Here is a 17,913-nt window from a genome sequence, read left to right on the forward strand (position 1 = left end):
ACCACCGGCAGGTGGTGGTCGCACCCCGCAAGGAGACCCCGGGACCCCGCAAAACGGACGCACGCCAATCGGCCCCCCGCAGGGGCGCTGGAGGCGCGCGGAGCGCCTCAGTAAGTCAGGCGCATCGCGGGCGCCGCGTTCCGCCTGAACCCCATCGACGCGTACAACGGCTCCCCCTCCTCCGACGCATGCAGATCGATCTTGCGCACCCCACGCTCGCGGTACCAGGCGAGCAACGCCGTCATGCAGGCCCGTGAGTAACCGCGGCGGCGCAGGTCCGGGTCGGTGGCCACGCTGAAGATGTGCCCGACGTGCCCCAGCGGGTTGCCGGGCCCCGGCAGCCGATGCTCCACGGAGCCGGCGGCGCACGCGGCCAGCGCCGGCGCCGGTGCCCCACCGGGCTGCGGCGAGCCCGCGCCCGCGCCACCGTCGCCGGGGCGGTCCACGACGAAGACCGCCAAGTCGCCGTCCGGTTCCGCGAGCCGCTTGCGCAGGATCTCCACCGCGTGCGGTTGCCAGCCGCGGTCGTCGCTGCGGTGCAGCGAGTCGAGCATGATCGTGCGGAGCCGAACGAGCTCCTCGGCGTCCTCGGGGGTGGCACGGCGCACGGCGTTCGTGGTGCTCATGCCCGCACGGTACCCAGCAGTCCGGAAGCCGTCGTGTTCTTTTCCGTGCCCGTCAGAAGCCGCTTGCTTCGAGTGCACTCCAAGGTCCTAGCGTGGGGACCATGACGGTGACGGACACCACCTACGCACCTCACCCGCCCGACGCCCCGGCCGACGGCGGTGTCGCCAATTGCGCCGCGGCGCCGGTCCACCCGCGGCCCGACGGGCGGGACCACTACACCATCAGCGAGGTCGTCGCCCTCACCGGACTGACCGCGTACACCCTGCGCTGGTACGAGCGGATCGGCCTGATGCCGCACGTCGACCGCTCGCACACCGGGCAGCGCCGCTACTCCAACCGCGATCTGGACTGGCTCCACCTGGTGGGCAAGCTCCGGCTGACCGGCATGCCGGTGGCGGACATGGTGCGCTACGCGGAACTGGTGCGGGAGGGCGAGCACACCTTCGCCGAGCGCAGACACCTGCTGGAAGCGACCCGCGTGGACGTGCTGTCCCGGATCGCGGAACTCCAGGACACGCTGACCGTCCTCGATTACAAGATCAGCACGTATACCGACGCCGAACCGGCGTCCGAGAGGGCTTGAGCATCGATGACTTCGATCGACACGATCGACCGTACCCGGCTGGGCACCGACGGCCCCGAGGTGAGCGTCCAGGGCCTCGGCTGCATGGGCATGAGCTGGGCCTACGGACCCACCGACTCCGACGAGGCGCGGGCCACCCTGGAACGCGCCCTGGAGCTGGGCATCACTTTCTACGACACCGCCGACGTCTACGGCGCCAGCGCCGGTGAGAACGAGCAGTTCATCGCCCCGTTCGTGGGCGCCCACCGGGACGAGATCGTGGTGGCCACCAAGTTCGCGCTGACCATGGATCCGAACGACCCGTACAAGCGCACCATCCGCAACGACCCGGACTACATACGCGGCGCCGTGGAGCGGAGCCTGCAACGCCTCGGCATCGACACCATCGACCTCTACTACATGCACCGCCGCGATGTGAGCGTGCCCCTGGAGGAGTCGGTGGGCGCCATGGCCGAGCTGGTCAAGGCGGGCAAGGTGCGGCACCTGGGCCTGAGCGAGGTCACCGGGGAGGAGCTGCGCACCGCCCACGGCGTCCATCCGATCGCCGCCGTCCAGTCGGAGTGGTCGCTGTTCAGCCGGGACATCGAGGGCGGTGTGGTGCCGGCCGCCGCGGATCTCGGCGTGGCCCTGGTGCCGTACTCGCCGCTCGGCCGAGGCTTCCTCACCGGCTCCTTCGTCAGCGCCGACAAGGAGCTCGCCCAGGACGACTTCCGCCGCACCCAGCCACGTTTCACCGGCGACAACGCCGCGGCCAACGCGGCGCTCCTGGAGCCGGTGCGCAGCATCGCGCAGGCGCGCGGCGCGACCCCCGCACAGGTCGCGCTCGCCTGGGTGCAGCAGCAGGCCGAGGTCCGCGGGCTCGCGGTCGTGCCGATCCCCGGCACCCGCAAGCGCACCCGCGTCGAGGAGAACGCGGCGGCCACCCGTATCCGGCTCACCGACGACGAGCTGGCGGCGCTGGAGCCGATCGCCTCGAAGGTCGCGGGCGACCGTTACGCCGACATGGCGTTCACCTCGGCGGGCCGGGAGTGAGGGCGGCTCCGGCGCTCCCGGGCGGGGGCGCCGGAGCGCACGTCACAGCTCGGACAGCAGCTGGGTCTTCTTCGCGGTGAACTCCTCGTCGGTGACCAGTCCGGCCTTGTGCAGTTCGCCCAGGTGACGGATGCGGTCGGCGATGTCGGCCGGGTCGCGGTGGGCCGCGGCGCCGACCGTCACCCGCGCGTCGTCCGGCCCGGGGGACGCCTTGAGCGCCCCCAGCACCGACGCCGCGAACGGCAGCGACTCGTGCACCAGCCCGTAGCCCAGGCCGAAGACGACGGAGGACGGATCCTGGTCGGCACCCTCGGGACGGCTGCGCGGGGCGCCGGAGGGGTCGCGGTGCAGCAGCCGCAGATAGCCCTCGAAGAGTTCGGGGGAGCGCCACTCGACCCCGGCCAGGTCCGAGATGAGGAAACTCTGGTCGCCCGCCTTCCACTTCGCGGACGACGCGCCGGTCCAGAACCAGCGGAACGAGACCGTCTTCCCGTCGAAGGCGGCCTTGCCGTCGTAGGCCTTGAACTGCATCGGTGCCTCGGGGGCCGCCACCAGATAGCGGTCGGGGGCGTCGCCCGCCGTGCCGAAGACCAGCGGGCGCAGCTCGTCGGCGTAGTACGCGGCGAGCGTCTCGCGTTCTGCCGGCAGCACCAGACGGTAGGGGTCGTGACTCTCCTTGAGCTGGCCGGCGGCGACCTCCATCAAGGGGTCGGCGCCCGGTCTCGGCTCGAGGAGGAGCGCCACCGTCCCACGCTTGCCCGGGGTCACGCTCACCGCCGCGATCGCCTCATGGGGGATGCGGCGCTCGCCGAGCGCCTGGAACAGCTTCGGCGTGCGTATCCCCCGTTCGAAGCGGATGTGCACAGAGTCCGACTCGAACTCCCAGGCGGCGTGAAATCCGGCCAGTACATCACCCATGCTGCTCATCGTATGCGGCACACGCTTCTTTCGTCCCCTCCCTAGACGAGCCTGTGTTTCGTTGCTTCTACGCGCGTCAGGCTGCTGTCGTACCAGGCAGACCGCTGTGGCAGGTCATCACCTGTGAGGCACAGCTGACCGCGCGATATGCGCCAACACCGATACTCGCGAAATTGGCGAGGCTCTCGGTGCCCGGTTCGAAGTAGCCGGCGTGCCCCTTGGCGCCCTGCGCCGAGAGCACCCGTGCGCCGAAGCCGGCGGAGACCGGGTCGGCGCCGTGTCCGAGCCCGCCGAACTCCAGATTGGGCACGTCCTGGATCCAGTCGCTGCTGTCCCGCATCGCCCAGATACGGGCGCGGGTGCCCAGCTGCGAGGCGCGCGAGGCGCGCATGCCGGGGCTGGCGGCGACTGCGATGTCGCTGACCCGCCCGGGCATGTGGTGGGCCGCGACCCCGCAGAGCACGGACCCGTAGCTGTGGCAGTACAGCGCGACGGACGAGTGCCCGGGCAGCCCGGCGAGCAGCGCGTTGAGCCGGACGGCGCCGTCCTCGGCGCGCTTGGCCGTGGCGGCGTCCACGCCGATGCCGCTCGGCGCGGTGTAGTCGGCCCAGGCGATCACGGCGGTACGGGTATGGGGGTCCGCTTTCCGCTCGGCGCGGTACAGCGCGGTGGCCATGCCGACGGGTGCGGTGTACTGGCGGTCGGTGCGCTGGAACGTCAGCAGATCGGTGTCCACGCCGGGCACCACGACGGAGACCCGCTGGGCCCTGGTGAGATCGCCCATCACCTCGGCGATGCGCCCGGGGCCCATCGGGTCGAAGGCGAGCACATGGCGGCCCGGGGCCAGCAGCTGCTCGTAGCGGTGCATTAGCCGCCCCGCGTCGTGCTGGCCGTCGGGGGTCAGCCGGGCGTCGTGCATGCGTCGCTGCTCCACCTTGCGCGCGGCGTCGAGGGCGTGGTGGTTGGCCCGGTAGCGCAGCTTCACCGGCGCGCCGTTCATGTTGCCGACCGCGAGCGGGTAGCGGGCGGTGAGCACGGCGCTCTGATGGGGTGTGAGCGAGGCGAAGAAACGTGACAGCGCGGCCGGCGATCCGGTCGGGTCGGGCAGCCGGTGGCCGGCGATGTGGCCGTGACTCCAGGCCTCTCGCGCCGCGTCGACCGGCGACGCCGCTCCCTGGCGGTGGTGGACCGCGGTCCACCCGGTGGTGGCCAGCATGATGAACACGACGGCCAGCGCAAGCAGTGCGCGCCACGCGTTGAGTTGGGGAGAGGTGTCGAAGGAAGTCACTGCGGGACACCCTAGGAGACACGAGCCGAAAGCCGTGCAACGGGTGAGGTACATCACGTTTTCAGTACGCTAATTAGGCCAAAAGCGACACAACTGCTGTCGTTTGGTGACTCTCTGTGTACCTCTTTGGGGGCGGCGGGTGCGGGGTCGGGTGGGGAGGGTGGAGGGTGAGGGGTGCTCAGAAATGATCCTTCATCATATAGATGGGGGCGCTTGATGATGCTGCGTCGTTCTAATGGCTATTTGTCCTATTAGGGCGTAAAGGGTTCGCCTGAGGGTGTGCTGCATGTCGCGTCCGGGTCGCCGATCAGGGCCGGGCCGAGGCGGTCGAGGTACGACTCCGTCAGGGCGCGGATCGACGCGACGCTGATGTCGTCGCCCGCCCCCCACAGCCGCCCCACCATCCGCATCACGCCGCTGAAGGCGGCCACCACGACCCGTGGGCGCGGATCGGCGTCCACGTCCAGGCCCTCCCGCTCCGCGATCACCTGGGCGACGACCTCCTCCAGGTCGCATGAGCGACGCAGATGGACGGCGAGCAGCGCGGGCGTCGACTCGATCAGCTGGTAGGTGCGCATGTACAGGTCGATCGGCACGGTGGCCTCGATGGCCTCGCCGATGGTGTCCCACGAGTCGAGCACGGCGCGGCGCAGCGCCTCCAGCGGCGGTTCGCCCGCGGGTCGCTCCCGCAACGCGGCCACGAACTGCGACTCCACCATGTCCGGCACGGCGAACACGGTCTCCTCCTTGCCCGCGAAGTAGCGGAAGAAGGTGCGCTGCGAGACGTCGACCGCGCCGGCGATCTCGTCGACGGTGGTCTGCTCGTACCCCTGCGAGACGAACAGTTCGAGCGCGGCGTGCAGCAGCGCGTCACGGGTGCGCTGCTTCTTGCGCTCGCGCAGCCCCGGGCGGGGCGGTGCCGCGCGGGATGACACGGCGTGGTGGGCCTCGCTGCCTGCCCGCGCGGGTGTGAGGTCGGGTGCGTCCGTCAAATCCGTGTGCCGTCCTGCCTGGTTCCGCTTGCGTGTGCCGCCGCACTCCGCTGTGGTGCGCCGCAGCCCGGATCCCCCCGGCCCGCGCGCGGGGCAGAGCCTGACGCGTGGGCGGGCGCGACGATACTCGTATGCCGGCGCCCGCGCGGGCCCGTAAAGACAGGCTTTGTCAATTGTCAGCGCCTGACATTAGCCTCCGGGCATGACTAGTCAGACCACCGTCGAGACGACGGGACCTGGTTCCTCCTCCGGGGGAGCGCCCGCCGGGCTCGCAGTGCCCCCGGTCAAGGGCATGCGTGGCCACCCCTGGCTCACGCTCTTCGCCGTCGCCATCGGCGTCATGATGGTGGCCCTGGACGGCACCATCGTGGCGATAGCCAACCCGGCGATCCAGTCGGACCTCGACGCCTCGCTCGCCGACGTCCAGTGGATCACCAACGGCTACCTCCTCGCCCTCGCCGTCGCGCTCGTCACCGCAGGCAAGCTCGGTGACCGCTTCGGCCACCGACAGACCTACCTCATAGGCGTGGCCGGTTTCGCGGCCTCCTCCGGAGCCATCGGGCTCTCCCACAGCGTCGCCCTCGTGATTGCCTTCCGGGTGCTCCAGGGCCTCTTCGGCGCGCTGCTGATGCCGGCCGCCCTCGGCCTGCTGCGCGCCTGCTTCCCCGCCGAGAAGCTGAACATGGCGATCGGCATCTGGGGCATGGTCATCGGTGCCTCCACCGCAGGCGGCCCGATCCTCGGTGGTGTGCTCGTGGAGCACGTCAGCTGGCAGTCGGTCTTCTTCATCAACGTGCCGGTGGGCGTGGTCGCCCTCGTCCTCGGCCTGGTCATCCTGCTCGACCATCGCGCGAAGAACGCCCCGCGCTCCTTCGACGTGCCGGGCATCGTCCTGCTGTCGGCCGCGATGTTCGCCCTGGTGTGGGCGCTCATCAAGGCCGGTGACTGGGGGTGGGGCAGCGGGCGGACCCTCGGGTTCCTCGGTGCCGCGGTGGTCTGCTTCGCGCTGTTCGCCCTCTGGGAGAACCGGGTCGGCGAGCCGCTGCTCCCGCTGAGCATGTTCCGCTCGGTGCCGCTGTCCGCCGGCACCGTCCTGATGGTGCTGATGGGCTTCGCCTTCATGGGCGGCCTGTTCTTCGTCACCTTCTACCTTCAGAACGTGCACAACATGTCGCCCGTCGACTGCGGTCTGCGTCTGCTGCCGCTGACGGGCATGATGATCGTCTCCTCGCCGCTGGCCGGCGCCCTGATCACCAAGGTGGGCCCGCGCATCCCGCTGGTCACCGGCATGGCGCTGACGGCCGTGACCATGTTCGGCATGACGACGCTCGACACCGGCACCGGCTCGCTCACGATGTCGCTCTGGTTCGCGCTGCTCGGCCTGGGCCTCGCCCCGGTGATGGTCGGGGCCACCGAGGTCATCGTCGGCAACGCCCCGCTGGAGCTGTCGGGCGTCGCGGGCGGCATCCAGCAGGCGGCGATGCAGGTCGGCGGCAGCCTCGGCACCGCCGTTCTCGGCGCCGTGATGTCGAACAAGGTCAGCTCCGAGCTGCCCACGAGCTGGACGGCAGCCGGCCTGCCCGCTGCCCCGCCGGCCGGCCTGGACCAGGCCGTCGCGGTCGGCCTGGTCCCCAAGCAGGTGGCCAGTGCCCCGGGGATGACCCCGCAGGTACTCGGCAAGATCACCGGAGTCGTGCACGACACCTTCCTGACCGGCATGGGCCTGGCCTTCACGGTCGCCGGAGTCGTCGCCGTGTTCGCCGCCGCGGTCGCCGTGTTCACCAAGCGCGGCGCGCACACGCCCGAGGGCGCGGGGGCCGGACACATCTAGAGCCCGAGGGCTTCGGCCGAGCGGTGCGGGACCCGGTCCGGCACCGCTGGAACCCGGTACGCGCCGGGCTTTCGGGCCGCCGGACACCGTCCCGGCCGCACGTTTCCCCTATCCGGGTGGCGTCCGCCGGGTTCCCTTCCACCGTGTCACCCGGGCCGGTCACAGTGCGTCAAGTGATCGCTTGCACACGGGGGTTGATGAAGATGAACATGCTCCAGCGAAGGACGCCGGGGGAGCGCGGGATGCTCTGCAACGGGGCACCCCCGACGCGTAAGACGGCCGGGTCGCGCAGCCGGCGGCCCGGGGTGCGGGACAGGCGCCGGGCGGGCTTGCGCGGCCGGTGGCGCGAGGGCGCTCGGGGTCGGGTGCCGGGCGCCCTCCGCGCGGTGTGCACGGCGCTCGCCGCCCTCGCGCTGGTGCCGGCGGCACCGGCCGACGCCGCGGCCGATCCGGCGGGCGGCCGGTGCGAAGCGGGCCGGCTCTGCCTGTGGCAGCAGCCCGACTTCAAGGGCGCCCGGCACACCTACGAGCTGACCGACACCGGCATCCAGAGCTGCGTTCCCCTGCCCCACGGCACCACCGCCGAGGCGCTCGCCAACCGCATGGGCCGACCCGTCACCGCCTACCAGTCCGGGGAGTGCGCGGAGACCGGCGAGTTCGAGACCTACCCGGGCGACGGTACGTGGGTCCCGCAGACGCCCTACCAAGTTCGGGCCTTCAAGGTCTGGGAGCACTGAGACGGGGTACCCGCATGGGCATACCCGAGCCGGGACGGTCGGTCATCGGTACCGGCGGGCGACCAGCCCGCCGACCCGATCGGCGGGCTGGTCCAGCAGATCCTGCCGCGCCGCCCGGCCCGGGCGAGGTAGCGATGGTGACGGGCTAATTGCCGCGCGCGGCACCCCCGCTCACGTGGCCGGACGAGGTCGCGGGCCGGGCCGGACCGTGCGGAGCCCGTAACCATCCCTGAGGGCGGAAGGGTGCCCCTGGCGGGGCGCCCCCTCCTCGGCCGGCCTCTGCCAGGACAGCCACCACGGCCACCGGCCGCGCCCCCGTCGAATCCGGTACGCCTCGACGGGGGCCTGCCGCTGTGGCCCCAGCAGCCTCAGGCGTCGCCGCCCTCCGTGCCCGGGTGGGCGGCGGACGCGTCCAGCAGCTGGTAGTGGTCGATCGCCTGTTTGAGCACCGAGCGGTCGACCTTGCCCTCCGCGGCCAGCTCGGTGAGCACCGCGACCACGATCGACTCCGTGTCGATGTGGAAGAAGCGCCGGGCCGCCCCACGGGTGTCGGCGAAGCCGAAGTCGTCCGCGCCCAGCGACTGGTAACGCCCCGGCACCCACCGGGCGATCTGGTCGGGGACCGACCGCATCCAGTCGGAGACGGCGACGAACGGGCCCTCCGCGTCCGCCAGCTTCCGGGTCACGTACGGCACCCGCTGCTCCTCCTCCGGATGCAGCAGGTTGTGCCGCTCCACCTCGACCGCCTCGCGGCGCAGCTCGTTCCAGGACGTCGCCGACCAGACGTCCGCCCGGACGTCCCACTCCGCGGCCAGGATCCGCTGGGCCTGAAGGGCCCACGGCACCGCCACCCCCGACGCCAAGATCTGCGCCGGGACACTGCCCCGGGTGCCTGCGCTGAGCCGGTACACACCCTTGAGGATGCCGTCGACATCGACGTTCTCGGGCTCCGCCGGGTGCTTGATCGGTTCGTTGTAGACGGTCAGGTAGTAGAAGACGTCCTCGCCGTGCGGGTGCTCCGGCGACGCGCCGTACATCCGCCGCAGGCCGTCCCGGACGATGTGCGCGATCTCATATCCGTACGCCGGGTCGTAGGCGACACAGGCCGGATTGGTCGAGGCGAGCAGCTGCGAGTGGCCGTCCGCGTGCTGCAAGCCCTCGCCCGTCAGCGTCGTACGCCCCGCTGTCGCACCCAGTACGAAGCCGCGCGCCATCTGGTCGCCCATCTGCCAGAACTGGTCGCCGGTGCGCTGGAAACCGAACATCGAGTAGAAGACGTACACCGGGATCAGCGGCTCGCCATGGGTGGCGTAGGCCGACCCGGCGGCGATCAGCGAGGCGCTGCAGCCGGCCTCCGTGATGCCGTCGTGGAGCAGCTGGCCGGTCGGCGACTCCTTGTAGGCGAGCAGCAGCTCGCGGTCCACGGACTCGTACTGCTGGCCCTGCGGGTTGTAGATCTTCGCACTCGGGAAGAAGCTGTCCATGCCGAAGGTGCGGTACTCGTCGGGGGCGATCAGCATGAACCGCTTGCCGATCTCCTTGTCCCGCATGAGGTCCTTCAGCAGCCGGACGAAGGCCATGGTGGTGGCCACCGACTGGTTGCCCGAGCCCTTCTTCACGCTCGCGTAGGCCTTGTCACCAGGCAGCTCCAGCGGCTTCGCCCGCACCACCCGGGTCGGCACATAGCCGCCCAGCGCCAGCCGGCGGTCGTGCATGTACTGGATCTCCTCCGAGTCGCGGCCCGGGTGGTAGTAGGGCGGCGGGCCCTCCTCCAGCCGCTGGTCGCTGATCGGCAGGTGCAGCCGGTCGCGGAACCGCTTCAGGTCGTCGACGGTGAGCTTCTTCATCTGGTGGGTGGCGTTGCGGCCCTCGAAGTTCGGACCGAGCGTCCACCCCTTCACCGTCTGCGCCAGGATCACCGTCGGCTGGCCCTTGTGCGCCAGGGCCGCCGAGAAGGCCGCGAAGATCTTGCGGTGGTCGTGCCCGCCACGGCCCAGGTGCAGGATCTGGTCGTCGGTCATGTTCTCGACCATGGCCCGCAGCCGGTGGTCGTCGCCGAAGAAGTGCTCCCGGATGTAGGCGCCGGACTCCGTCGCGTACGTCTGGAACTGCCCGTCGGGCGTGTTGTTCAGCCGGTTGACCAGGATGCCGTCCCGGTCCTGGGCGAGCAGCGGGTCCCAGGAGCGGTCCCAGACCAGCTTGATCACGTTCCAGCCGGCGCCGCGGAACTGCGACTCCAGCTCCTGGATGATCTTTCCGTTGCCGCGCACCGGACCGTCCAGGCGCTGGAGGTTGCAGTTGACCACGAAGGTCAGGTTGTCCAGGCCCTCGCGGGCCGCGATGGACAGCTGGCCGAGCGACTCCGGCTCGTCCATCTCACCGTCGCCGAGGAAGGCCCACACATGGGAGTCGGACGTGTCGGCGATGCCGCGTGCGTGCATGTAGCGGTTGGTGCGCGCCTGGTAGATGGCGCCGAGCGGGCCGAGCCCCATGGAGACCGTCGGGAACTCCCAGAAGTCCGGCATCAGCCGCGGGTGCGGATAGCTGGGCAGGCCGTTCGGGGCCTTCGACTTCTCCTGCCGGAACCCGTCGAGCTGCGCCTCGCTGAGCCGGTCCAGCAGGTAGGCGCGTGCATAGATGCCGGGCGACGCATGCCCCTGGAAGAAGACCTGGTCACCGCCCCTGCCGTCGTCTTTGCCGCGGAAGAAGTGGTTGAACCCCACGTCGTACAGGGACGCGGAGGACGCGAAGGTGGCGATGTGGCCGCCGACGCCGATGCCGGGGCGCTGGGCCCGGGAGACCATGACCGCCGCGTTCCAGCGGGTCGCGTTGAGGACCTTGCGCTCGATCTCCTCGTTGCCGGGGAAGAACGGCTCGTCCTTGGTGGCGATCGTGTTCACGTAGTCCGAGCTGCGCATCTCGGGTACGGCCACGTGCCGCTCGCGGGCCCGCTCCACCAGGCGCAGCATCAGGTAACGGGCCCGTTCACGGCCGCGTTCGTCGACGGCAGCGTCCAGGGAGTCCAGCCACTCCTGGGTCTCCTCCGGGTCGAAGTCGGGGACCTGGCTCGGGAGACCGCCGATGATGATCGGATTGCGATCGGATCGGGAAGCCACGCTGTTCCTCACTGTTCGAGGTGTTGATTCACTTTGATCGGGCTGACTGTTCTGGCTGTCGGTTCCTGTGGTGTCGGCGTTGTTCCGGATGGTGTTCCCACGGCGCCGACGGGGCGGGGGTCCGGGGCCGGAGGAACGGTGGCGGGGGCGGCGCCGGCGATGTCGGAGGGGCGTTCGGGGGAGCGGTTCGTGAGGATGGTTCGTGGGGTGCCGGTACGGCGCGTGTCGCTGCGGGGCGTCGTCCGGTCACCGGGTGCGAACCAGCCGGGGCCGCCCGGTCCGGCTGCCGGTCGGGTGGCCGCTTCGCTGGTGGTCGCCTTCCGTCCACCGTTCCTCACTGCTCGGCGCCGCTCTCAATCGTGTACCTCGGGGGCGGGTCCGTCATCTCTACCGACGGGTAGTCCGCGTGGTTGTGCGCCTCCGGAGGGCGACCGCCGGCGCGCGGACCGCACCGCGGCGTTCCGCCGGATGCCCGCCGCGCTCGGCCCGCGCGTCGGGGCGTGCCGGGTGCGCCGCGGGGGCGGGCGTGTGAGCCTGGCGGCCCGGGTCCCGCCTCTCGGGGCTTCTGCCCCGGTCCTGCCGCCACGATGCGTCCGCGTGCGCCTCCTTCCTCGTAAAATCGTTCGACTTGCTACACCCCGGGTGTGGAGGCTGATGGCCGGCATATCGGGTGTATCGATGTGAGCGTGTCAGCCACTACGGTGGTGACGTGCGTGGAGTTGCGCCGACACCACCTGGAACGTCACCGTTTCGGCGGTCTCCACGGCCGGGTACTTGCGCGATCGGTCCCGCCCGTGTGGACTACGGCCAACGCTTCGCGCACGCGCGTGGCTGAACACAACGTCCGAACATGATCAGGAGGCAACCCGTGAGCGCGACCGCGGACCACGCGGAGGAGCAGACGAGCCCTGCCGTGAGGCTGGGGTTCCAGCCCGAGCAGGTGGTCCAGGAGATCGGCTACGACGACGACGTCGACCAGGAGCTCCGCGAGGCCATTCAGAAAATCATCGGCAGCGAGCTGGTCGACGAGGAGTTCGACGACGTGGCCGACGCCGTGGTGCTGTGGTTCCGCGAGGACGACGGGGACCTGACGGACGCGCTGGTCGACGCGACCACGCTGATCGACGAGGGCTCCCCGGTCTGGTTGATGACGCCGAAGACCGGGCGTGACGGCTACGTCGAGCCGAGCGACATCAATGAAGCGGCGCAGACCGCGGGGTTGTCCCAGACCAAGAGCATCGCTGCGGGGAAGGACTGGAGCGGTAGCCGCCTGGTGACGCCGAAGGCGGCCGCCAAGAAGCGGTGAGCCCGGCTCGGCCCACGATCCGGTCCGCTCCACTGCCTTGACGCACGCCCTGAGGACACGCCCATAGGGCACGTCCTTGGGAGACGTCCTTGAGGCAGTGGGGAGGATCCGGCGTACGGGCACGTGTAGCCGGTCGAGCGATGGCCCGCCCCCTTGCCCCGGAGCGGGCCCGCAGGGCCGCCTGGACCGTCGGGCGCGACGGCTGCCCCGAGCGCGCCTTGCCCCCGGACGTGCAGCGTGCCGGGATGGTCGCTCTGGGTGTCGTGGCCGTGGGCCGTGCCGAGGCCAGCGGAAGCCTTCAGGGGGAGTGGGCGTCGGTCGGCGCGATCTCTGCGTAGGGTGGACGCGCCACGTAACGGCCCCAGGAAGGAAAGCTGACCATGGCGATCGAGGCAGGCACCAAGGCCCCGGACTTTGAGCTGAAGAACCAGCACGGCGAGATCGTGCGGCTCTCGGACTTCCGCGGCAAGAAGAACGTGGTGCTGCTCTTCTACCCGTTCGCTTTCACCGGTGTGTGCACCGGCGAGCTGTGCGCCCTGCGCGACGAGCTGCCGAAGTTCGTCAACGACGACGTGCAGCTGCTCGCCGTCTCCAACGACTCGCCCTTCACCCTGCGCGTCTTCGCCGAGAAGGAGGGCCTCGACTACCCGCTGCTCTCCGACTTCTGGCCGCACGGTGAGATCTCGCGCAGCTACGGGATCTTCGACGAGGAGAAGGGCTGCGCGGTGCGCGGCACCTTCATCATCGACAAGGAGGGCGTGGTGCGCTGGACGGTGGTGAACGCACTGCCGGACGCCCGTGACCTCAACGAGTACGCCGCGGCCCTCGACACACTCTGATGCATCCGGCGCAAGGTCTGCTGCACTCCGGGAACCCGTCACTAGGATCCATTCGTTGATCCGACAGCCAGTGCATTACGGGGCTCCCCGCCCCAGAAACCAATGGGAGGACTCGTGGGAGTCAGCCTCAGCAAGGGCGGCAACGTATCGCTCACCAAGGAGGCGCCCGGCCTGACAGCGGTCACGGTCGGTCTGGGGTGGGACGTGCGTACCACCACGGGCGCGGACTTCGACCTGGACGCCACCGCCATCCTCACCAACGCGGAGGGCAAGGTCAGCAACGACCAGAACTTCGTGTTTTTCAACAACCTGAAGAGCCCGGACGGCTCGGTCGAGCACACCGGTGACAACCTCACGGGTGAGGGCGAAGGCGACGACGAGCAGATCAAGGTCAACCTCAGCGCCGTCCCGACCGACGTCGAGAAGATCGTCTTCCCGGTCTCGATCTACGACGCCGAAAACCGCCAGCAATCCTTCGGCCAGGTGCGCAACGCGTTCATCCGCGTCGTGAACCAGGCCAACGAGCAGGAGATCGCGCGGTACGACCTCTCCGAGGACGCCTCGACCGAGACCGCCATGGTCTTCGGCGAGCTCTACCGCCACAACGGCGAGTGGAAGTTCCGCGCCATCGGCCAGGGCTACGCCTCCGGCCTGCGTGGCATCGCGCAGGACTTCGGCGTCAACGTCTGACCGACCGGCAGCGCCAGAGCCGGCCGCTGCACCAAGGCCGGGACGCGGCTCCCGAGGCCGGTTCGCGCACCGGGCCGGCCGGGGATGCCCGAGCCGGCGAAGAGACGGCCCGGGCGGGGCGGCGCTGCGTTTGGCGGCCGGAGCAGCAGGCAAGGGACAGGTCAGCTCAACGGTCCGGCGCCGCACCCACGAGTGCGGCGCCGGACCGGCTCTTGGCTCACACGACAGTTCCGTCACTCGGGGAGGACCACGAACATGGGCGTCACGCTCGCCAAGGGAGGCAACGTCTCCCTCTCCAAAGCCGCACCCAACCTCACACAGGTGATGGTCGGGCTCGGCTGGGACGCACGCTCCACCACCGGAGCCCCCTTCGACCTGGACGCCAGCGCCCTGCTGTGCAGCAGCGGCCGCGTCCTCGGCGACGAGTGGTTCGTCTTCTACAACAACCTCAAGAGCCCCGACGGCTCCGTGGAGCACACCGGCGACAACCTCACGGGCGAAGGCGAAGGCGACGACGAGTCGATCCTGCTGGACCTCTCCAAGGTCCCGGAATCCTGCGACAAGATCGTCTTCCCGGTCTCCATCCACGAAGCGGACGCACGCGGCCAAACCTTCGGCCAGGTGAATAACGCGTTCATCCGCGTCGTCAACCAGACCGACGGCCAGGAACTCGCCCGCTACGACCTCTCCGAAGACGCCTCATCGGAGACCGCGATGATCTTCGGCGAGGTGTACCGCTATGGAAACGAGTGGAAGTTCCGAGCCGTCGGCCAAGGGTATGCATCCGGATTGCGGGGCATCGCTCTAGACTTCGGGGTCAATGTTTCGTAAAGCCGGGTTCGGCGCGGGGGAGAAGATCCCCCAGACTCCGTCCGGGGGGCTCCACACGATTGGGTAGCACGTGCTTCTGAAAACCTTCGGCTGGTCCTTCGTGATCACCGCGCTGGGCCTGGGCCTGGCGGTGCTCTACGGAGGCATGACCGCCTTCGGGATCGTGGCGATCCTGTCCGTCCTCGAGATCTCGCTGTCCTTCGACAATGCGGTGGTCAACGCCGGAATCCTGAAGAAGATGAATGCCTTCTGGCAGAAGATCTTCCTCACCGTCGGTGTGCTGATCGCCGTCTTCGGAATGCGGCTGCTCTTCCCTGTAGTGATCGTGGCCGTCACCGCGAAACTCAGCCCGGTCGACGCGGTGAACCTGGCCCTGACCGACAAGAGCCGCTACCAGGAACTGGTGACCGACGCCCACCCGGCGATCGCCGCCTTCGGCGGTATGTTCCTGCTGATGATCTTCCTCGACTTCATATTCGAGGACCGGGACATCCAGTGGCTGCGCTGGATCGAGCGCCCCCTGGCCAAGCTCGGCAAGGTCGACATGCTGTCGGTCTGCATCTCCCTGCTGGTGCTGCTGGGCGCCTCCATGACCTTCGCCGCCCATGCCCACCAGCACGGCGGCGGCCACGCCGACAAGGGCGAGACGGTGCTCATCTCCGGGATACTGGGGCTGGTCACCTACATGATCGTCGGCGGTCTCTCCGGGTTCTTCGAGGACCGGCTGGAGGAAGAAGAAGAGCGCGAGCACGAAGCCGAGGAAGAAGCCAGGAAGTCCGGCAAGAAGGTCGACGCGGTGCGTCTGGCCGGTAAGGCCGCCTTCTTCATGTTCCTCTACCTGGAGGTCCTGGACGCCTCGTTCTCGTTCGACGGCGTCATCGGTGCCTTCGCCATCACCAACGACATCGTGCTCATGGCGCTCGGCCTCGGCATCGGCGCCATGTACGTCCGCTCCCTCACCGTCTACCTGGTCCGCCAGGGCACCCTCGACGACTATGTCTACCTGGAGCACGGCGCGCACTACGCCATCGGCGCGCTGGCCGTACTCCTCCTCGTCACGATCCAGTACCAGATCAACGAGGTCATCACGGGCCTGGTCGGCGTCATCCTGATCGGCTGGTCCTTCTGGTCCTCCGTGCGCCGTAACCGCGCCCTCGCGGAGGCGGAGGGAAAAGCTGAGACCTCGGGCGACAGAGCGGAAGTGTCTTCCGGGGTCTGAACTCGGCCGGTTCCCGGCGGTCGCGGCGGCTTTGCACGCTCCGGCGGTGTGATGCCGGCCGCAATGAGGAACGCTCAGTGCGGGGCGGTTCTGAGGCGCAGGCCTCGCGACCGCCCCGCAACACGGTCTCAGCAGTCTCGGCGGTCTCAGCGGTCTCAGCGGTCCTTACGGATTCGCATCGGTGGCATTACAGGACACAGGGGGTGGCATGTCCTTCTGGGACGATATCTGGCGCGGGCGCTCGGAACAGTTCGACTCGGGCAGCGCGGCGAGCAACTCCATCTCACTGACCAAACGCCGTTCCGTGGTCTCGCTCACCAAACAGGGCGCAGCCACCGGCAATCTCCGGGTCAACCTCTCCTGGCGGATGCGCACCTCGGACATCGGCGCCCCCGAGCGCGTCAGCGTGCTGCGGCACCCGTCCAAGATCTTCAAGCCCGACGTGGTCCAGGCGCACACCCAGAGCATGGTCAACGTCGACCTCGACCTCGGCTGCCTGTACGAGCTGGCGGACGGCACCAAGGGCGTCGTCCAACCCCTCGGCGACTTCTTCGGCGAGCTGAACGCACCGCCCTACGTGAAGCTCAGCGGCGACGACCGGTTCGGCTCCGGCTCCGGCGAGACCATCTTCATCAACCTCGACCACCGCGAGGACATCAAGCGCCTGCTGGTGTTCGTCTACATCTACGACCAGACCCCGGCCTTCGACCGCACCCACGCCGTCGTCACGCTCTACCCCAGCAACGGCCCCCGGATCGAGATCAGCCTCGACGAACGCGCCCCGCAGGCCCGATCATGTGCCGTCTTCTCCATCGAGAACATCAAGGGCGAACTGACCGTGCGCCGCGAGGTGAAGTTCGTCTACGGCTTCCAGGCCGAGCTCGACCGGCTCTACGGCTGGGGCCTCCAGTGGGGGCGCGGGTACAAGTCCAAGACCGGGCGCTGAACGTCAGCGGCGGAGGAACTGCGGCCCCTGGGGCGGCAGGGTGAACTCCTGATCGCCCACCGGCGCGCCCACCGGCTGCGGATACCCGTAGGCCGGTCCCGGACCCGCGGGCGCCGCCTGGGTCGGTGCGGCCTGCGTGGCCGCCGGCTGCGGATAGCCGTAGGCGGGCTGGGGCACGGCGCGCTCGGTGACCGCGGAGGGCGGATAGGCGTAGGCGGGCTGGGCAGCGGCGGTGGCCGCGGCCGCCGAGGTGGGTTGATCGGTGGTGGACTGAGCTGCGGCGGCGGGTTGGGGTTCCCGCTGCGCAGGTGCCGCCGTCTCCTGGTCGGCCTCCGCCGCGGCCTCCATGTCGTCCACGGAGATTCCGAAGTCCGTGGCCAGCCCGACCAGCCCGTTCGAGTAGCCCTCCCCGAGCGCCCGGAACTTCCAGGCGTCCCCGCGACGGTAGAGCTCACCGCAGATCAGCGCCGTCTCGGTGCCCGTCTCCGGCGACACGTCGAAGTACGCGAACGGCTCGCCGCCATACGAACCGGCGTCGTACAACGCGATGCGCAGGGTCTGCACCTGCTCGAAAGGCGCGTCGTCCGCCGACGCCACCAGCAGTACCCGGCTCACCTCCGGTGCCAGCGCCGTCAGGTCCGTCTGGACGGTGTCGGTGAGGCCTTCGGCGTCCCGCTTCTTCCCGAGCCGCCAGACCGCGCCCGACGGATGGCGGGGCTGGTTGTAGAAGACGAAGTCCTCGTCGGAGCCGACCCTGCCGTCGGAACCCAGCAGCAATGCAGAGGCATCGACATCCGGTGTGTGGTGGCCAGGCGTCCAGCGCAGCACGGCGCGCACCGCCGAGGCCTCGACCGGGACGTTCGACCCCTTCAGCATCGCTTCTGTCATACGGTCATCCTGCCTGTTCGATTCGGGTGGGGACAATGTGGGGTCCCGAGTCCGGCGACGACCAGGAGGC

The 17,913-nt window shown here is 69.7% G+C and carries 17 protein-coding genes; 11 read left to right on the top strand and 6 right to left on the bottom strand.

The window, feature by feature from the left end; translation table 11 throughout:
• Positions 1-107: 107 nt before the first annotated feature.
• Positions 108-626: a GNAT family N-acetyltransferase gene (locus tag NQO67_RS20375; RefSeq protein ID WP_255951501.1), complete on the bottom strand. Its 519-nt coding sequence runs from the start codon at positions 624-626 to the stop codon at positions 108-110.
• 101 nt (positions 627-727) lie between these two features.
• On the opposite strand from NQO67_RS20375, the gene NQO67_RS20380 reads away from it, so the two are divergent.
• Together NQO67_RS20380 and NQO67_RS20385 are read left to right on the top strand one after the other, a co-directional pair.
• Positions 728-1,210, top strand: a complete 483-nt coding sequence (locus tag NQO67_RS20380; RefSeq protein ID WP_255951502.1) for a MerR family transcriptional regulator — start codon at positions 728-730, stop codon at positions 1,208-1,210.
• Between the two features lie 6 nt (positions 1,211-1,216).
• Positions 1,217-2,242: an aldo/keto reductase gene (locus tag NQO67_RS20385; protein WP_255951503.1), complete on the top strand. Its 1,026-nt coding sequence runs from the start codon at positions 1,217-1,219 to the stop codon at positions 2,240-2,242.
• Positions 2,243-2,284: 42 nt separating this feature from the next.
• On the opposite strand, the gene NQO67_RS20390 is transcribed toward NQO67_RS20385, so the two are convergent.
• From NQO67_RS20390 to NQO67_RS20400, 3 genes are all read right to left on the bottom strand, one after another.
• Positions 2,285-3,160, bottom strand: a complete 876-nt coding sequence (locus NQO67_RS20390; protein ID WP_255951504.1) for a DUF4429 domain-containing protein — start codon at positions 3,158-3,160, stop codon at positions 2,285-2,287.
• A 76-nt stretch (positions 3,161-3,236) separates the two neighbouring features.
• Positions 3,237-4,448, bottom strand: coding sequence for an alpha/beta hydrolase (locus tag NQO67_RS20395; RefSeq protein WP_255951505.1), 1,212 nt, complete (start codon positions 4,446-4,448; stop codon positions 3,237-3,239).
• A gap of 251 nt (positions 4,449-4,699) precedes the next feature.
• Positions 4,700-5,383 (bottom strand): TetR family transcriptional regulator, encoded by a 684-nt coding sequence (locus NQO67_RS20400; RefSeq protein WP_255951657.1) that lies wholly within the window; start codon positions 5,381-5,383, stop codon positions 4,700-4,702.
• A 259-nt stretch (positions 5,384-5,642) separates the two neighbouring features.
• On the opposite strand from NQO67_RS20400, the gene NQO67_RS20405 reads away from it, so the two are divergent.
• Positions 5,643-7,271 carry an MFS transporter gene (locus NQO67_RS20405; protein ID WP_255951506.1) on the top strand — a complete coding sequence of 543 codons (1,629 nt, stop codon included), beginning with the start codon at positions 5,643-5,645 and terminating at the stop codon, positions 7,269-7,271.
• Positions 7,272-7,636: 365 nt separating this feature from the next.
• Positions 7,637-8,008 carry a peptidase inhibitor family I36 protein gene (locus NQO67_RS20410; RefSeq protein ID WP_308295682.1) on the top strand — a complete coding sequence of 124 codons (372 nt, stop codon included), beginning with the start codon at positions 7,637-7,639 and terminating at the stop codon, positions 8,006-8,008.
• 368 nt (positions 8,009-8,376) lie between these two features.
• Here the strand turns inward: NQO67_RS20410 and aceE are convergent, their stop codons facing one another.
• Entirely contained in the window at positions 8,377-11,124 is a 2,748-nt protein-coding gene (gene aceE, locus NQO67_RS20415; RefSeq protein WP_255951507.1) for a pyruvate dehydrogenase (acetyl-transferring), homodimeric type, read from the bottom strand.
• Positions 11,125-11,992: 868 nt separating this feature from the next.
• Here aceE and NQO67_RS20420 point away from each other — a divergent pair.
• The 7 genes from NQO67_RS20420 (at position 11,993) to NQO67_RS20450 (ending at position 16,955) form a co-directional block, all read left to right on the top strand.
• The gene (locus NQO67_RS20420) at positions 11,993-12,430 is read left to right on the top strand and encodes a DUF3052 domain-containing protein (protein ID WP_255951508.1); all 438 of its coding nucleotides are present in this window, start codon (positions 11,993-11,995) and stop codon (positions 12,428-12,430) included.
• Between the two features lie 140 nt (positions 12,431-12,570).
• A complete protein-coding gene (locus NQO67_RS20425; protein ID WP_255951509.1) occupies positions 12,571-12,768 on the top strand; it encodes a hypothetical protein in 198 nt (65 codons plus the stop codon).
• 42 nt (positions 12,769-12,810) lie between these two features.
• Entirely contained in the window at positions 12,811-13,269 is a 459-nt protein-coding gene (locus tag NQO67_RS20430; RefSeq protein WP_255951510.1) for a peroxiredoxin, read from the top strand.
• 114 nt (positions 13,270-13,383) lie between these two features.
• Positions 13,384-13,959: a TerD family protein gene (locus NQO67_RS20435; RefSeq protein WP_255951511.1), complete on the top strand. Its 576-nt coding sequence runs from the start codon at positions 13,384-13,386 to the stop codon at positions 13,957-13,959.
• 255 nt (positions 13,960-14,214) lie between these two features.
• Positions 14,215-14,790, top strand: coding sequence for a TerD family protein (locus NQO67_RS20440; protein WP_255951512.1), 576 nt, complete (start codon positions 14,215-14,217; stop codon positions 14,788-14,790).
• 70 nt (positions 14,791-14,860) lie between these two features.
• On the top strand, positions 14,861-16,009 hold the full coding sequence (locus tag NQO67_RS20445; protein ID WP_255951513.1) for a DUF475 domain-containing protein: 1,149 nt from the start codon (positions 14,861-14,863) through the stop codon (positions 16,007-16,009).
• Positions 16,010-16,217: 208 nt separating this feature from the next.
• Positions 16,218-16,955 (top strand): TerD family protein, encoded by a 738-nt coding sequence (locus tag NQO67_RS20450; protein WP_255951514.1) that lies wholly within the window; start codon positions 16,218-16,220, stop codon positions 16,953-16,955.
• A 3-nt stretch (positions 16,956-16,958) separates the two neighbouring features.
• Here NQO67_RS20450 and NQO67_RS20455 read toward each other — a convergent pair whose 3' ends face one another.
• Complete coding sequence (locus tag NQO67_RS20455; protein WP_255951515.1) at positions 16,959-17,843, bottom strand: TerD family protein; 885 nt, start codon at positions 17,841-17,843, stop codon at positions 16,959-16,961.
• Between the last annotated feature and the right edge of the window lie 70 nt (positions 17,844-17,913).

This window comes from Streptomyces odontomachi (genome assembly GCF_024435355.1).
GTDB classification, from domain to species: domain Bacteria; phylum Actinomycetota; class Actinomycetes; order Streptomycetales; family Streptomycetaceae; genus Streptomyces; species Streptomyces odontomachi.

What these genes read in the sequence shown, in the direction of transcription:
- NQO67_RS20375 (WP_255951501.1), bottom strand. Translation starts at nt 626, where the DNA reads ATGAGCACCACGAACGCCGTGCGCCGTGCCACCCCCGAGGACGCCGAG.
- NQO67_RS20450 (WP_255951514.1), top strand. Translation starts at nt 16,218, where the DNA reads ATGTCCTTCTGGGACGATATCTGGCGCGGGCGCTCGGAACAGTTCGAC.
- NQO67_RS20425 (WP_255951509.1), top strand. Translation starts at nt 12,571, where the DNA reads ATGGCCCGCCCCCTTGCCCCGGAGCGGGCCCGCAGGGCCGCCTGGACC.
- NQO67_RS20430 (WP_255951510.1), top strand. Translation starts at nt 12,811, where the DNA reads ATGGCGATCGAGGCAGGCACCAAGGCCCCGGACTTTGAGCTGAAGAAC.
- NQO67_RS20385 (WP_255951503.1), top strand. Translation starts at nt 1,217, where the DNA reads ATGACTTCGATCGACACGATCGACCGTACCCGGCTGGGCACCGACGGC.
- NQO67_RS20380 (WP_255951502.1), top strand. Translation starts at nt 728, where the DNA reads ATGACGGTGACGGACACCACCTACGCACCTCACCCGCCCGACGCCCCG.
- NQO67_RS20440 (WP_255951512.1), top strand. Translation starts at nt 14,215, where the DNA reads ATGGGCGTCACGCTCGCCAAGGGAGGCAACGTCTCCCTCTCCAAAGCC.
- NQO67_RS20390 (WP_255951504.1), bottom strand. Translation starts at nt 3,160, where the DNA reads ATGGGTGATGTACTGGCCGGATTTCACGCCGCCTGGGAGTTCGAGTCG.
- NQO67_RS20405 (WP_255951506.1), top strand. Translation starts at nt 5,643, where the DNA reads ATGACTAGTCAGACCACCGTCGAGACGACGGGACCTGGTTCCTCCTCC.
- NQO67_RS20455 (WP_255951515.1), bottom strand. Translation starts at nt 17,843, where the DNA reads ATGACAGAAGCGATGCTGAAGGGGTCGAACGTCCCGGTCGAGGCCTCG.